Consider the following 15845-nt stretch of genomic DNA (forward strand, 5'->3'; position numbering starts at 1 on the left):
TGAAGTTTTTCGCGAGCAAGCTCGCTCCTACATTACCCGGCGACAACTTGTCGGGACCAAAACAATAAGAATGAAAGGTACTTTCCCATGCCTAGCGAACCCACTGGATCCTCCGTCGACTTCGAAAAAGTCGATTCCCAATACTTCCAACAACGCGAACTGAAAAAAGGCGCCGCCGGCTGGGTGCTGCTGGTCGGCCTTGGCGTTGCCTACGTGATCTCCGGCGACTACGCCGGCTGGAACTTCGGCCTGGCCCAGGGTGGCTGGGGCGGCATGTTCCTCGCCACATTGCTGATGGCCACCATGTACCTGTGCATGTGCTTTTCCCTGGCCGAACTGTCTTCCATGATTCCTACTGCCGGCGGTGGCTACGGTTTTGCCCGCAGCGCCTTTGGCCCTTGGGGCGGGTTCCTGACGGGCACCGCGATCCTGATCGAATACGCCATCGCCCCCGCCGCCATCGCGGTGTTCATCGGCGCCTATTGCGAGTCGTTGTTCGGCATCGGCGGCTGGATGATTTACCTGGCGTTCTACATCATCTTCATCGGCATCCATATCTTTGGCGTGGGTGAAGCCTTGAAGCTGATGTTTGTCATCACCGCCGTCGCCGCCATTGCACTGGGCGTGTTCCTGGTCTCGATGGTGCCGCACTTCAACGTCGCCAACCTGCTCGACATCCCGGTGACCGACGCCAAGGGCGCCAGCACCTTCCTGCCATTCGGCTACGTCGGCGTGTGGGCGGCGATTCCGTATGCGATCTGGTTCTTCCTGGCAGTCGAAGGCGTACCGTTGGCCGCCGAAGAAACCAAGAACCCGAAGCGCGACCTGCCCCGCGGCCTGATCGGCGCCATTGTGGTGCTGACCAGTTTTGCCCTGCTGATCCTGGTGATTGCACCGGGCGGCGCTGGCACCTACGCGCTGATCAAGTCCGGCAACCCGCTGGTTGAAGCGTTGGCGCTGTCGTATGGCGGCTCGACCTGGATGGGCAGCTTCGTCAACCTGGTCGGCCTGGCGGGCTTGATCGCCAGCTTTTTCTCGATTATTTACGCCTATTCGCGGCAGATCTTCGCGTTGTCCCGCGCCGGCTACCTGCCGCGCAAACTGTCCCAGACCAACAAAAGCAAGGCGCCGGTCCTGGCGCTGGTGATCCCCGGCATTATCGGTTTCGGCCTGTCGCTGACCGGCCAGGGCGACCTGCTGATTCTGGTGGCGGTGTTTGGCGCGACCATTTCCTACGTGCTGATGATGGCCGCGCACATCACCCTGCGCATCCGTCGCCCCAAAATGGATCGTCCGTACCGCACGCCAGGCGGCATCTTTACCTCCGGCGTGGCCCTGGTACTGGCCTGCGTGGCCGTGGTGGCGGGCTTTCTGGTCGACCCGCGAGTGGTGATTGGCGCTGCAATCATCTATGGAGTATTAATTGCTTACTTTGCTTTCTACAGCCGGCATCACTTGGTAGCAGGCACGCCGGAAGAAGAGTTCGCGGCGATCCAGGCCGCAGAGGCCGCCTTGCACTGACTGCCGTAAACCTCGACGCGGGCGCCTTACCCATATTTGCCCGCGTCATCAAGGAGACACTGTATGGCAAGTTTTTCCCACGCGGTGGGTGCATCGACCTACCGCTTCGACAGCCTCAAGGACGTGATGGCCAAGGCCAGCCCCGCCCGTTCAGGCGACTTCCTCGCTGGCGTCGCCGCACAGAACGATGGCGAGCGGGTGGCGGCGCAAATGGCCTTGGCGAATATCCCGCTGAAGCACTTCCTGCAAGAGGCGCTGATTCCCTATGAAAGCGACGAAGTCACCCGACTGATCATCGACACCCACGATAAACAGGCGTTTACCGCCGTCAGCCACCTGACCGTCGGCGGCCTGCGCGACTGGCTGCTCAGTGACGCAGCCGATGAACAATCCCTACGCGCCTTGGCGCCAGGGCTGACACCAGAAATGGCCGCCGCCGTGTCGAAGATCATGCGCGTGCAAGACCTGGTGCTGGTCGCGCAGAAGATCCGCGTGGTCACCCGGTTTCGCGGCACCATGGGCCTGCGCGGCCGCTTGTCGACCCGCCTGCAACCCAACCACCCCACCGACGAACCGGCGGGCATCGCGGCGAGCATTCTCGACGGCCTGTTGTACGGCAACGGCGACGCCATGATCGGCATCAACCCGGCCACCGACAGCATCGCCTCGATCTGCGCCATGCTGGAGATGCTCGACGCGATCATCCAGCGTTACGAAATCCCCACCCAGGCCTGCGTGCTGACCCACGTCACCACCTCCATCGAAGCCATCAACCGTGGCGTGCCGCTGGACCTGGTGTTCCAGTCGATCGCCGGCACCGAGGCGGCCAACGCCAGTTTCGGCATCAGCCTGAGCGTGCTGCAGGAGGGCTACGAAGCAGGCCTGAGCCTGAACCGTGGCACCCTCGGGCAGAACCTGATGTATTTCGAAACCGGCCAGGGCAGCGCCTTGTCGGCCAACGCGCACTTCGGCGTCGACCAGCAAACCTGTGAAACCCGCGCCTACGCCGTGGCCCGGCACTTCAAGCCGTTCCTGGTGAACACCGTGGTCGGTTTTATCGGCCCCGAGTACCTGTACAACGGCAAACAGATCATCCGCGCCGGCCTCGAAGACCACTTCTGCGGCAAGCTGCTGGGGGTGCCGATGGGTTGCGACATCTGCTACACCAACCACGCCGAAGCCGACCAGGACGACATGGACACCCTGCTGACCCTGCTGGGCGTGGCCGGGATCAACTTCATCATGGGCATTCCCGGTTCCGACGACATCATGCTCAACTACCAGACCACCTCGTTCCACGACGCCCTGTACGCCCGCCAGACATTGGGTCTAAAGCCGGCGCCGGAGTTTGAACAGTGGCTGGCGAACATGGGCATTTTCACGCAAGCCGACGGCAAAGTGCGCTTCGGCAACAGCCTGCCACCGGCATTTCGCCACGCCTTGGCGCAATTGGGATGAAGGAGCCGCCCGTGCAACCAGACTTACCCGAAAACCCGTGGCTGGAACTGCGTCGCCTGACCCCGGCGCGCATCGCCCTGGGCCGTACTGGCACCAGCATCCCCACCAGCGCACAGTTGGACTTCCAATTCGCCCACGCCCAGGCGCGGGACGCGGTCCACCTGCCCTTCGACCACGTCGGCCTCAGCACTCAGCTCGCCGAACGCGGGCGTGACAGCCTGTTGCTGCACAGCGCCGCCGTCGACCGCCACAGCTACCTGCAACGCCCGGACCTGGGGCGGCGTCTGAGCGATGAGTCAGCCCAGGCGCTGCGCGACCATGCGGCGGCCAACCCCGGCGGTATCGACCTGGCCGTGGTGGTGGCCGATGGTTTGTCGGCGTTGGCGGTGCATAAACACACGTTGCCGTTTCTCACGCGCATGGAGGAACAGACCCACGCCGAAGGCTGGTCCTTGTCACCGGTGATCCTGGTGGAACAGGGCCGCGTCGCGGTGGCCGATGAGATTGGCCAGTTACTCGGCGCCAAGATGGTGGTGATCCTCATCGGTGAACGACCGGGGCTCAGTTCGCCGGACAGCCTGGGCCTGTATTTCACCTACAACCCCAAGGTTGGCCTCACCGACGCGTACCGCAACTGCATCTCCAACGTGCGCCTGGAGGGTTTGAGTTATGGCATGGCGGCCCATCGCCTGCTGTACTTGATGCGGGAGGCCTGCCGTCGGCAGTTGTCGGGGGTCAACCTCAAGGATGAGGCGCAGGTTCAGACCATCGAGTCAGATGACCCGGACTTGGTGAAAGGCAATTTCCTGCTCAGCCCGCCCACCGACTGATCCCCGCACGATTGCGCTTTTTCACGTCTTTAGGCAGCATCGAGTCACGGCCGCTCGCGTGGTCATATACCATCTGGAAGTTGAGGCCTGGCATGCGGATCACTCAAGCGACCCTGGAACACCTGGACCTGTTGACCCCGTTATTCGTCAAATACCGCGAGTTCTATGGGGCGCTGCCGTTCCCGGACTCTTCGCGGGCCTTCCTGGAAAAACGCCTGCGCCGCAAGGAATCGGTGATCTACCTGGCCCTGGCCGATGACGACGACAAACGCTTGCTCGGGTTCTGTCAGCTGTACCCGAGCTTTTCTTCGTTGTCGCTCAAACGGGTGTGGATCCTCAACGACATCTATGTCGCCGAAGACGCGCGCCGGCAACTGGTGGCGGACAACCTGATGCGCGCAGCGAAGAAGATGGCCAAGGAAACCCATGCAGTGCGGCTGCGGGTGTCGACCAGCAGCAACAATAACGTGGCGCAGAAGACGTATGAGTCGATGGGTTTTCGCGAAGACAGCGAGTTCAAGAACTACGTGTTGCCGATCAGCGAAGACTGACCCCATCCCCCAAGCCCCCCAAAATTCCTGTGGGAGGAGCTTGCTCCCGATAGCCGTGGACCCGTCAGACTATTTATAACTGACACGCGCCCATCGGGGGCAAGCCCCCTCCCACATTTGGTTCTGTGGTGCTCTGGGAGCAGAGTGCCATGACATCCCCCGCTACAAAACCCACACACTCTTTTCACTTCTCAATCCGTATAATGCCGACCTTTCAGGGTTGTAAGAAGCGCGACAAATACTTGTAGCCTTATTACCCGAGCCTCCGCACAGGCCTGCTGAGTCGGGCCATTCACACAGGTGCCATCCATGGATTTCAACCCGCTTGACCTTATCCTGCATCTCGACGTCTACCTCGACCTGCTGGTAAAAAATTACGGTCTGTGGATCTACGCCATTCTGTTCCTTGTAATCTTTTGCGAAACTGGCCTGGTGGTCATGCCGTTCCTGCCGGGTGATTCATTACTGTTCATTGCCGGCGCGGTGGCGGCGGGTGGCGGCATGGACCCGGTCTTGCTCGCCGGTCTATTGATGTTGGCGGCGATCCTCGGCGACAGCACCAACTACGTGATCGGGCGAACAGCCGGCGAACGCCTGTTCAGCAACCCGAACTCGAAAATCTTCCGCCGCGACTACCTGCAAAAAACCCACGACTTCTACGACAAGCACGGCGGCAAAACCGTGACCCTGGCGCGCTTCCTGCCGATCCTGCGCACCTTTGCGCCGTTCGTCGCCGGTATCGCGAAAATGCCCTACCCGCGCTTCTTCGGCTTCAGCGTGCTGGGCACCGTCTTCTGGGTCGGCGGCCTGGTAACCCTGGGCTACTTCTTCGGCAACGTGCCGTTCATCAAGAAAAACCTCTCGCTGCTGGTGGTGTTCATCATCCTGCTGTCGCTGGTGCCGATGATCATCAGCGTGTTCCGCAGCCGCTTTGGTCGCGCATCTTCCGAAGCCAAGCCGCAGTAACCTGCGATGTGGTCCCTCAGCGCCTGGCGTCGCCGGCGCCTGCTGACCAAGCACCCGATTGCCGATGACACCTGGCAGCGGGTGCGCGAGCACCTGACCTTCCTCGACGGCATCAGCGCCGAGCAAGACCAGTGGCTGCGCGAAGCCTGCGTGGTGTTTCTCGCCGAAAAACACCTCACCGCCCTGCCCGGCGTCGAGCTGCACCAGGAACAACGCCTGCTGCTCGCCGCCCAGGCGCAACTGCCACTGATGAACCTCGGCGACCTCGACTGGTATCAGGGCTTCCACGAGATCGTGCTGTACCCCGACGACTTCCTCAGCCCGCAACGTCATCGCGATGCCAGTGGCGTCGAGCACGAGTGGGACGGCGAGCACAGCGGCGAAGCCTGGCAACAAGGCCCGGTGATCCTCGCCTGGCCCGGCGTGCTGGCCAGCGGCAACTGGGAAGGCTACAACCTGGTGATCCACGAACTGGCGCACAAGCTCGACATGCTCAACGGCGACGCCAACGGCCTGCCGCCCTTGCACCACGACATGCGCGTGCAAGACTGGGCCCGCGTGATGCAAGGCGCCTACGATGAGCTTAACCGTCAACTGGACGCCAACCCCGACGCCGAAACCGCCATCGACCCCTACGCCGCCGAAAACCCGGCGGAATTTTTCGCGGTCACCAGCGAATATTTTTTCAGCGCGCCAGATTTATTGGTGGAAAGTTATCCACAGGTGTACGCCCAACTCAGTCATTTTTACCGCCAGGACCCTCTGGCCCGCCTCGCGCAGCTGCAAGCGCACGACCCGCGTTATCAGCCACAAGGCGAATGACTGTACGACGTCTGGTGCATGGCATCGGCGTCAGAATATGCCTATAATCGCCGCCACTTTTAGGCCAATCCGGCCATGTACATGGCCAACTACGGGGGCAACGCCCAATGAGCTACAGCAAGATTCCGGCTGGCAAAGACCTGCCGAACGACATCTACGTCGCCATCGAGATTCCGGCCAACCACGCGCCGATCAAATACGAAATCGACAAAGACAGCGACTGCCTGTTCGTTGACCGGTTCATGGCCACCCCGATGTTCTACCCGGCCAACTACGGTTTCATCCCCAACACCCTGGCTGACGACGGAGACCCCCTCGACGTGCTGGTCGTAACCCCTTACCCGGTTACTCCAGGCTCGGTTATCCGCGCGCGTCCAGTCGGCATCCTGAACATGACCGACGACGGCGGCGGCGATGCCAAAGTCATCGCAGTGCCCCACGACAAGCTGTCCCAGCTGTACGTGGACGTGAAGGAATACACCGATCTGCCGCCACTGCTGCTGGAACAGATCAAGCACTTCTTCGAGAACTACAAAGACCTCGAAAAAGGCAAATGGGTGAAGATCGACGGTTGGGGCAACGCAGACGCCGCCCGCGCCGAGATCATGAAGTCGGTCGCCGCCTACAAAGGCTGATACCGGCTCCTCATTGCTGCGGCAATCAAAAAGCCCCGATCATTCGGGGCTTTTTTTGTGGAAAAAATTAAACGCCAAGTTCAATTATTAACACTCTATGTTGAACTAAGCAGCGCCAACGAAAGATCAGGCCACAACTAAGTAAAAACCTACACCGGCAATTGAACGCATAGTTTATTTGATCTATTTTCCCGGCCAGTAAACTCAGCGTTTATGAATACATCAGGTGATCGCTTAAAAGCGCTATTACGGGAAGTTCATCTTTCCGCTTCCGACTTCGCCAAGAACCGCGGCGTCACGCCTCAGCACGTGAACAACTGGTTCAAACGCGGTGTTCCCATGGGCCGACTCAACGAAATCGCAGAACTGCTGTGCGTCTCCAGCCGCTGGCTGCACGCCGGTGTAGGCCCTAAACACCCACCGGCCAACTTCCTGTTGGACGCTCAAGATGCAAGGAAAGCATTGCCCACCCGCGAAGAAAGCGGCAAATACCTCACAGGCCCGGCCCGTTCCCCGGAAACAATCGATGTGGAGATCACCCTCCATCCGTCCTTCACCTCAACCGAACGCATCCGCCTCTCCCGTCACACCCTCGAGACCTTAAACGTAAACCCCGACCGCGCCCTCGGCGCCTACATGGTCGATAACAGCATGGTCGACATCATCCAACAAGGCGCCACGCTCGCCATCGACCGCGGCCGCACCCAAATCATCGACGGCGAAATCTACGCCGTCGAACACGACGACATGCTGCGCATCAAATACCTCTACAACCGCCCCGGCGGCGGCCTGCGCATGCGCAGCCACAACGCCGGCGAACACCCCGACGAATACCTGACCTTCGATCAACGCTTCGAACAGAACTTCCAGATCGTCGGCTGGGTGTTCTGGTGGTCCACCCTCAACAACCGCCGCCCACCCGTGCCGCTGGATGAACACCTGCTGGGCTGGGAAGGCTCTAAATCGGATACGGAGGTGGGCAACTGAGGTGAATGTGGGTATCATGCGCCGCACATTTGGCAGGGGCTGGTTTTAGGCCATTCACCCTGCCAGGCGATGCGGAAAAACTCCCGCGGATGCCCTGACTATTCAGCCAGACGCGATGTTGGCTGAGCGATTTGAAGGCTGGTGAGGTTTGTCAAAAACAAGCTGAGGCGGTCCCCGAGAAGCCGGCCACAAGCCGGCTTTTTAATTGTCCGAAACAAGCCTATCCATTCTGAGAAATCAACTGATAGCGTCTCTATTCAGAGGCCATAAGGTATTTCTCTGTCCAATGGGGTTTAACGCCACCTAACCTCATCCGGCGATGTGATGGGCGAGGCATCAATCAGCCTCCATCCATCTGCGCAAGCATCCGGCGAAAACGCTGCAACGAAAGTGCGAACAGCACGCTGCCGATGAGTAGTAGCGCAAGAAGTTGAACCCACACCACGTCCAGCCCCGCGCCGCGGTACAGCACGCCTTCTCCCAACTGCACCAAGTGGGTGGTGGGTGCGGCCAGCATCAGGTACTGCACCAGCGTGGGCATGCTTTCGCGCGGAGTGGCGCCGCCGGAGAGCAGGATCAACGGCAACAGCACCAGCATCAGCAACAGGCCGAACTGCGGCATGCTGCGGGCCACGGTGGCCAGATAGATGCCCAGGGCGGTGTTGGCGAACAAGCTCAGCGCGGCGCCGACCAGGAACAGCCAGATCGAGCCTTCGATGGGTACGGCGAGCAACCCGCGTACCACGAACTGCAACGACAACGCCGCCGCCACCAGCACCACCGTGCCCATCGCCAGGACCTTGGCCAGCATGATCTGCGTGGGGGTGACCGGCATCACCAACAGGTGTTCGATAGTGCCGTGCTCACGTTCGCGGATCAGCGCGGCTCCGGTCAGAATGATCGCCAGCATGGTGATGTTGTCGATGATCTGCAGCAGGCTGCTGAACCAAGTCTTGTCCAACGCCGGGTTGAAGCGTGCGCGCAGCGCCAGTTCCACCGACGGGGCCGAATTGCCGCGATAACGCTGCACGAAGGTCTTGACCTCATCGGTAACGATCTGCTCGACATAGGCGCTGCCGCTGAAGGCTTGATCCATGCGTGTGGCATCGACGTTGAGCTGCACCTGCGCGGGACGACCCGCCAGAACATCGCGCTGTAGGTTGGGCGGCATGTACAGCACGAAGGTATAGCGGCCGGAGTCCAGACCGGCGTCCATCTCGGCAACACTGATGTGCTCTGGTTGCGTGAACTGAGGCGGGTAGAAAGCGGTGGCGATGCGCTGCGACAGGGGCGAATCATCTTCGTCGACGAAGGCGATCGGTGCGTTGTTCAGGGTATCTGGAATGGCCGAGGCGGCCGTGTAGACCATCGCCGTGAAGCTGAAGACGATCAGCAGCAGCATGACCGGATCGCGCCACAGACTGCGAAGCTCCTTGACGCCCAGTTGCCAGATATTGGAAAAAGTGCGTTTCATCTCAGCGCTCCTGTTTGTGCAGCATCGCAATCGCCAGACCCATCACCAGCGGTAGGGCCACCAACAAGGCAATGAAGGACTGCTGCAGATCAGCCAGCCCCAAAGCCTTCGCGAATACGCCACGGCTGATGAGAAACATGTGGGTGGCCGGGTAGGCTTCGCCGATCAGCTTGCCGATGCCCTCCAACGAGGAAACGGGTGTAGTCAGTCCGGCGAACTGGGTGGCAGGCACCAGCGTGCCGATCAGCGCAGCGAACATCGCGGCGATCTGACTGCGCGTGACGGCCGATGCGACCAGCCCCATGCCGGTGGAGATCACCAGAAACACCAGGGTGGCCAGCGCCAGGGTGGCAAAGCTGCCCTTCATGGGCACGTCCAGTACGGTCACCGCCAGCACGCTCATCAACAGGAAGTTCAGCATTCCCAGCGCCACATAGGGCAGTTGCTTGCCAAGCAGGAACTCGGTGCGGGTGACAGGGGTGACGTAGAAGTTGATGATTGCGCCCAGTTCCTTCTCGCGCACCACGGCTAGCGCGGTCAGCATCGCCGGCAGCATCAACAGCAGCAATGGCACCACCGCCGGGACGATGGCGGGCAGGCTCTTGATGTCCGGGTTGTAGCGAAAGCGCGTCTGCACTTCGACCGGGTTGGTGTAGGTTTCGCCGTTCAATCGCTGGGATTTTTGCGTCAGCCAGAGCAGGTGCATGCCCTGCACATAGCCTTGCACGGTTTCGGCGCGGCTGGGCATGGCGCCGTTGATCCAGGCACCGACCTGGGCGTTGTGCCCCAGCGTCGCGTCGCGGGCAAAGCCGGACGGGATCTCGATGACCAGACTCAGTTCGCCGGTCTGCATGCGTCGGTCCAGCTCTGCGTAACTGTGCAACGGCGGGCGCTCAAGAAAATACGGCGAACCGGAGAGCGCCAGGGTGTAGTCATGGCTCAGGCCGGTCTGATCACGGTCAAGCACGGCGTAGCGCAGGTCATTGACGTCAGTGCTGATGCCATAGCCGATAACAAACATCAGCAGCAGCGATCCCAGTAGCGCCAGTGTGGCGCGTACCGGATCGCGCCGCAGTTCCAGCGACTCGCGCCAGGCGTAGCTGAGTAGACGCTGCAGGCTGAACGACTGAGCCTGTTCGGCTGCTGTTGCGGCCGTGCCGTGCTGTGTGGGAGCGCTCTCATCCGGCACATGCGCGGCATTGTTATCGGCCTCGATCAGATAACCGATAAAGGCCTCTTCCAGGCTGGCGGCACCGCGTTTTTCCACCAACTGCATTGGCGCATCACTGTCGAGCACCTTGCCCGCATGCATCATCGACATGCGGTCGCAGCGCTCGGCCTCGTTCATGAAGTGGGTGGAGATGAAGATGGTCACATGGTCGCGCCGCGACAGTTGCACCAACAAGCGCCAGAACTTGTCGCGCGCCACCGGATCGACGCCCGAAGTCGGCTCGTCCAGAATAAGCAGTTCGGGCTTGTGAACCATCGCCACGGCCAGCGATAGGCGCTGGCGCATGCCCATGGGGATGCTAGGCGGCAGGCTATCCATGACGTCCAGCAATTCAAAACGCCCGGCCATTTGCTGCACGCGAGCGTCGATCTCTGTGGCGGGCACATGGAATAGTTTGGCATGCAGGACCAGGTTCTGCTTTACCGTCAATTCGTTATAGAGCGAGAACGATTGCGACATGTAGCCTACGCGACTGCGTGTGGCAAGGTCGTGAGAGTCGATCTCCTTGCCGAACAGCCAGGCACGGCCTTCGCTGGCGGGTAGCAAGCCGGTGAGCATTTTCATCGTAGTGCTCTTGCCGCAGCCGTTGGAGCCGAGAAACCCGAAGATTTCTCCGCGACGGATGCGAAAGCTCACGTGATCCACGGCCGTGAAGTCGCCGAAGCGCATTGTCAGCCCCTGGGCTTGGATGGCGATATCATCCGGGTCGGTCTGCAAGGGAGGAATGACCACGGGCTCATGGTCTTGCTTTTTCTCGTCCGGCAGCAAACTGATGAAGGCCGATTCCAACGAATCGCAATGGGTGCGTGCGAGCAGTTCGGCAGGCGTGCCGGTGGCCCGCACCCGACCTTCATCCATGACTGCCAGCCAGTCAAAGCCTTGAGCTTCATCCATGTAGGCGGTGGCGACGATCACGCTCATGCCGACTCGCTGGCGACGGATACGGGCGATCAGTTCCCAGAACTGCGCGCGCGCCAGCGGATCGACACCCGTAGTGGGTTCGTCGAGGATCAGCAGGTCGGGATCATGGATCAGAGCGCAGCACAGGCTCAGTTTCTGCTTCATGCCCCCCGAAAGCTTCCCGGCGGGTCGCGCAAGAAATGGATACATGCCGGTGCTACGGGTCAAATCGTCGATGCGTCGGCGCCGTTCGCTGGCGTTTTGACTGAACAACCGTGCGATGAACTGCAGGTTTTCTTCCACTGACAGTGTGGGGTACAGGTTCTTGCCCAGGCCTTGGGGCATGTAGGCAATACGCGGGCAGATCTGGTCGCGGTGGGCCTTGCTGGCGATGTCGGCGCCCAGCACCTCTACTGTGCCTTGCTGTACCCGACGCGCGCCGGAGAGCAACGACAGCAGACTGGACTTCCCTACGCCATCCGGGCCGATCAGCCCTACCATGCAACCGCCAGGGATGTCCTGGGTGATGCCCGACAGCGCCTGGGTCTTGCCGTAGTGCAGGCTTACGTCCCGCAGGCGAACCACGGGCTCAGCGAGGCTGTTCATGGCAAGTCCCTAAGCTGCAAGGCTTCAGGCCATTGGGCCTGAGGATCGGTCCTGATCCAGGCAACGCCGGGCAGGCCGGACTTTACATAATCCTGGTACTTGCTCAGCAATGCTTTGTCGATCCGAGCCTTGACCCGGAACATCAGCTTCTGCCGCTCATTGGCTGTCTCCACGAATTTGGGGGTGAACTGGGCCTGGCGCGAGACAAAGGTGACCGTGGCGGGTATCGGCAAGTGCGGCGCGGTGTCCAGCACGACGCGCACTTCACTGCCCAGGGCCACTTGCCCGGCGGCTTCGGTGGGCAAGAAGAAGCTCATGTAGACATCTGACAGGTCGATCAGGTTAAGCACCTTGCCGCCATCGCTGAGCATTTCGCCGGGCTGGGCCAGGCGATACTGCACGCGGCCACTGCGCGGGGCCTTGAGAGTGCTGTCGTCCAACTCGGACTGGATGCGCTCGACCGTGGCCTGCGCTGCCGCGACGGTCGATGTTGCGCCGGTGACTTCGGCGTCGCTGGCTTCGATGGCCGATCTGGCGGCGTTAGCCTGCGCGCGCGCGGCATTGAGCGCAGCGCCGGTATTCGCCACTCTGGCGCGGTCATCGTCCAACTCCTGGCCTGTTGTGGCGCCGTCCTTGACCAATACCTCGGTGCGTACCAGTCGACGCTGGGCGGCATTCAGTTCCGTATGGCGCTGAACCACGACAGCCTCGGCGGCGGCCTGCTCGCTGCGGCGCATGCTCACCTGCGCCTGAGTGGCCTTCACGGCATGTTCTGCCCGTTGCAATTGCGCCTGGGCCTCGCGCATCTGGGCCAGCAGCGAATCGATATGCATGTGTGCCAACACCTGCCCAGCCTGCACCTCGTCACCTTCATCGGCCAGGATCTGCGCGACGCGACCACTAAATTTGGCGGCCACGTCCACCTCCGTGGCTTCAATGCGTCCATTGCTGACCATCAGACCGTCCGGCACAGCGCGTTGATCGAACCAGTCCCAGCCGATCCAGGTCGCACCGGCAATGGCCGCCACGATGGCAACTGCGGTGATTTTCTTCTTGATGGAGGCGCTCATGGCTGGGTTATTCCTCTGCAATATCTGAAAACAGGGTGGATGACGGCTGGTCGAGTAACGGGGCGTTCGGCACATGCCGTGAGCCGCCACCCAGTGCGGCATACAGCGCCACCCGGTTGCGTAGCAGTGCGTGTTGCGCTTGTACCTCTTGTTGCTGGGCCTGCAGACGATCACGTTCGGCGTCAAGCACCTCCAGGAAACTGGAGCGGCCACGGTCATGGCTCAGGAGCGCCAGCCGACTGCGTTCCTCCTGGATCTCGACGGCTTGCTGCTGCACTGATAGTTGCTGTTGCAGCCAGTGCTGGTTGGCCAGGGCATCCGCTACGTCACGAAAGGCGCTCTGGATGGTTTGCTCGTACTCAACGACGGCAAGGTGTTTGCGCACATTCGCCAAATCCAGGTTGGCCTGGTTCAGTCCGCCATCGAAGACCGGCAACGACAGGCTTGGCGCGAAGTTCCAGGCACGGCTGCTTGCGCTGAATAAGTCACTCAGTTCTGCGCTGGCCAGGCCGCCGAAAGCGGTCAAGCTAATGCGCGGGAAGAAGGCCGCGCGGGCCGCGCCGATATGGGCATTGGCGGCACGCAGGCGATGCTCTGCTGCGACGATGTCCGGGCGGTTGATCAGCAGGTCGGATGGCAGGCCGGCATCCAGGGGCTGGACCAGGGTCTGATCGGCGACAGGCCTGTAGTTGGCATCGACGAGGTCAACCTGTCCGACCAGCAGATTCACGGCATTGTGTTGCAGGTCACGTTGCTGTTGCAGTTGCAGCGTCAATGCCTCGGCCTGGGTCAGCAGCGTCTGCACCTGGGTCAGTTCCAGCTTGGTCACTGACCCCATCTCGAACCGACGTGTGAAGATGCGCAGCGATTCGCTCTGGTTGGCCTGAGCGACATTAGCCAGGTGCAGGCGCTTATCCAGCTCGCGAAGGCTAATCCAGGCGTCGGCCACCTGCGCCACCAGGCTGATCGTCACTGCCTGATGCCCGGCCTGGGTCGCCAGGAATTGCTGCAAGGCTTCTTCGTTCAGGCTGGTGATACGTCCCCAGAAGTCGATCTCCCAACTGCTGATACCCACACCTGCCTTGAATTCGTTGCCCGTCGAGGTCTGACCGATTTCCGTCAGATCTGCAGGCGTGCGCGAGCGTTTCGCATCGACTCCCAGGGCAACCGTGGGCGTCAGGGCGCTGCGCTCGATGCGGTAGGCCGCCTGTGCTTGCCGAACCCGCAAAGCGGCACTGCGCAGGTCGTGGTTGTGAAGCAGCGCCTGGCGGATCAAAGCCTGTAGATGAGGATCTGGAAAATAGCTCTGCCAGGTTTTATCGGCCGCCGAGGTTAGTGCGGCATCCTCGGATTTTTTACCGCTCCTTTGCTGGTAATGCGCAGGCAAGGTGCTGTTGTCGGGGGTTGTATACGGCGGTATTAGCGTAGTGCAGCCTGATAGCAGCACCACCACAAATGCTGCATTGCACTGTCGTGACATGGCGTGAAGTTTCCGATCCAGAGGAGGCATGGAGGGAAGTGTGCTCTTCACGCGTCAATCGTCTTTCAAGGTTTAATCAAGATTTCATCAAGTGCGGCCAAATACCGGTCTGCGGAACAGACGCCCACGGCGCAACCTCGCCTTGAGCGTCTGAGATTATTTTGGAGGCTGTAGCGGTGTCGTCAGCACTGAAATGGGCGGCTCGCTCATGAGCAGCCAAGCGCCCGCCACCAATAACAAGACTGCCGCCACGGTGCAGGCCAACCAAATCAGTTTCCGGCACCCTGGCCTCCGCGCCGGGATGAGCTGTCTACGTAAGCGCACGGTGGATGTCTATTCGCCTCAGAATGAATAGTGCAATGAGGCAAAACTGGTGACGCCGGTTTTTTCTTCCACCACAGGACTTTTGTTCGCCTCTTCGCGGAACTCCATGACATTCAACCCGACCAACATCGCCCAATGCTGATTGAATTTATGTTGCCAGTCCGCTGACAACGAGTAGGCATAGACGCCGGAGTCGGCATCGAAACGAGAGAACCGGGAAGCCTGGGCCTGGGCATCGCTCACCCCGAAGTAGGTGCGGTTGTAGCGCTTATCCCCGGCATGCACGTTCATGCCAAGGGTAATCACATCACCTGCCGTTTTCAGTACGGTGCTTTCCAGGCCCAACCGGTAACGATTACCACGCTTATAACCAGCAACGCGCAGCTCTGCTTCACCCTTGATCGACAGCCAGGAGGTCAGATCCTGTGCCAGCTGAAACGTGGCAGTGGTCGCGCCTGTGACTTCACCCATCCCCTGGAGTCGCTTGGAGCCAGGGCGCCAAACGCTGTCTTCATCAGTACGGCCAAAGTCGTAGCCGATTGCCACGCTGGAGTAAAACCCGCTCTGAGTCAGGTATTCCGCGCCAAGGCCGCGCATGGAATCGGCAAAGAAAATGCCGCGATAAATACTCAGTGTCGGCACCAGCATGGCTCGCGATTGTTTTGCGCCCAGATAGCGAGGGGTATAGGCGGCACCCAGTCCCACCGTGACCTCGGTTTTTTCGCCAAACAAGCGGGTGGATACGTCAGCGACTTGCTGCTGGGCCTGGCTTTTCAGCGGCATCAGCAAGCAGAGGCTGCCGGTAATGAAAACCGAGACAGCGCTGGTCATGTGTTGCTTGTGTTTGTATCGAGAAACGGGCTTGCTCATGGCGGTTCATCCTTTGAGGTTCAGTACCCCGGTAGTGAGCCGCCTTCGATTCAAGGTCGCGCCAAGAAACGGTGAAGACTTCGTCAAGGACAACGGACCAGGTTTTGCCTGCGCCCGCTT

Annotated in this window: 13 protein-coding genes; 8 read left to right on the plus strand and 5 right to left on the minus strand. The window is 60.7% G+C overall.

Features of this window, described 5'->3' with window-relative positions; all coding sequences use genetic code 11:
- Positions 1–87: 87 nt before the first annotated feature.
- From eat to LQ249_RS27785, 8 genes are all read left to right on the plus strand, one after another.
- Complete coding sequence (eat, locus tag LQ249_RS27750) at positions 88–1521, plus strand: ethanolamine permease (protein ID WP_017848362.1); 1434 nt, start codon at positions 88–90, stop codon at positions 1519–1521.
- Between the two features lie 63 nt (positions 1522–1584).
- Complete coding sequence (locus LQ249_RS27755) at positions 1585–2979, plus strand: ethanolamine ammonia-lyase subunit EutB (RefSeq protein WP_017848363.1); 1395 nt, start codon at positions 1585–1587, stop codon at positions 2977–2979.
- Positions 2976–3809 carry an ethanolamine ammonia-lyase subunit EutC gene (gene eutC, locus LQ249_RS27760; protein ID WP_017848364.1) on the plus strand — a complete coding sequence of 278 codons (834 nt, stop codon included), beginning with the start codon at positions 2976–2978 and terminating at the stop codon, positions 3807–3809. The genes LQ249_RS27755 and eutC overlap by 4 nt, the downstream gene beginning before the upstream one ends.
- A 92-nt stretch (positions 3810–3901) precedes the next feature.
- Complete coding sequence (locus LQ249_RS27765; RefSeq protein WP_017848365.1) at positions 3902–4360, plus strand: GNAT family N-acetyltransferase; 459 nt, start codon at positions 3902–3904, stop codon at positions 4358–4360.
- A gap of 309 nt (positions 4361–4669) precedes the next feature.
- Positions 4670–5326 (plus strand): DedA family protein, encoded by a 657-nt coding sequence (locus LQ249_RS27770; RefSeq protein WP_057005938.1) that lies wholly within the window; start codon positions 4670–4672, stop codon positions 5324–5326.
- Between the two features lie 6 nt (positions 5327–5332).
- Positions 5333–6148: a zinc-dependent peptidase gene (locus LQ249_RS27775; protein ID WP_232566040.1), complete on the plus strand. Its 816-nt coding sequence runs from the start codon at positions 5333–5335 to the stop codon at positions 6146–6148.
- 107 nt (positions 6149–6255) lie between these two features.
- A complete protein-coding gene (ppa, locus tag LQ249_RS27780) occupies positions 6256–6783 on the plus strand; it encodes an inorganic diphosphatase (RefSeq protein WP_003176323.1) in 528 nt (175 codons plus the stop codon).
- A gap of 213 nt (positions 6784–6996) precedes the next feature.
- On the plus strand, positions 6997–7770 hold the full coding sequence (locus LQ249_RS27785) for a LexA family transcriptional regulator (RefSeq protein ID WP_046381915.1): 774 nt from the start codon (positions 6997–6999) through the stop codon (positions 7768–7770).
- A gap of 340 nt (positions 7771–8110) precedes the next feature.
- Here LQ249_RS27785 and LQ249_RS27790 read toward each other — a convergent pair whose 3' ends face one another.
- The 5 genes from LQ249_RS27790 to LQ249_RS27810 form a co-directional block, all read right to left on the minus strand.
- A complete protein-coding gene (locus LQ249_RS27790; protein ID WP_046381914.1) occupies positions 8111–9244 on the minus strand; it encodes an ABC transporter permease in 1134 nt (377 codons plus the stop codon).
- A 1-nt stretch (position 9245) separates the two neighbouring features.
- Positions 9246–11981 carry a ribosome-associated ATPase/putative transporter RbbA gene (rbbA, locus tag LQ249_RS27795; protein ID WP_169865508.1) on the minus strand — a complete coding sequence of 912 codons (2736 nt, stop codon included), beginning with the start codon at positions 11979–11981 and terminating at the stop codon, positions 9246–9248.
- Positions 11978–13051 carry an HlyD family secretion protein gene (locus LQ249_RS27800; RefSeq protein WP_046381912.1) on the minus strand — a complete coding sequence of 358 codons (1074 nt, stop codon included), beginning with the start codon at positions 13049–13051 and terminating at the stop codon, positions 11978–11980. The genes rbbA and LQ249_RS27800 overlap by 4 nt, the downstream gene beginning before the upstream one ends.
- 7 nt (positions 13052–13058) lie before the next feature.
- On the minus strand, positions 13059–14531 hold the full coding sequence (locus tag LQ249_RS27805; protein ID WP_169865507.1) for an efflux transporter outer membrane subunit: 1473 nt from the start codon (positions 14529–14531) through the stop codon (positions 13059–13061).
- Positions 14532–14873: 342 nt separating this feature from the next.
- The gene (locus LQ249_RS27810) at positions 14874–15725 is read right to left on the minus strand and encodes a MipA/OmpV family protein (RefSeq protein ID WP_052735746.1); all 852 of its coding nucleotides are present in this window, start codon (positions 15723–15725) and stop codon (positions 14874–14876) included.
- Positions 15726–15845 lie beyond the last annotated feature (120 nt).

Source organism: Pseudomonas sp. 7-41 (genome assembly GCF_021233075.1).
Classification (GTDB): Bacteria; Pseudomonadota; Gammaproteobacteria; order Pseudomonadales; family Pseudomonadaceae; genus Aquipseudomonas; species Aquipseudomonas veronii.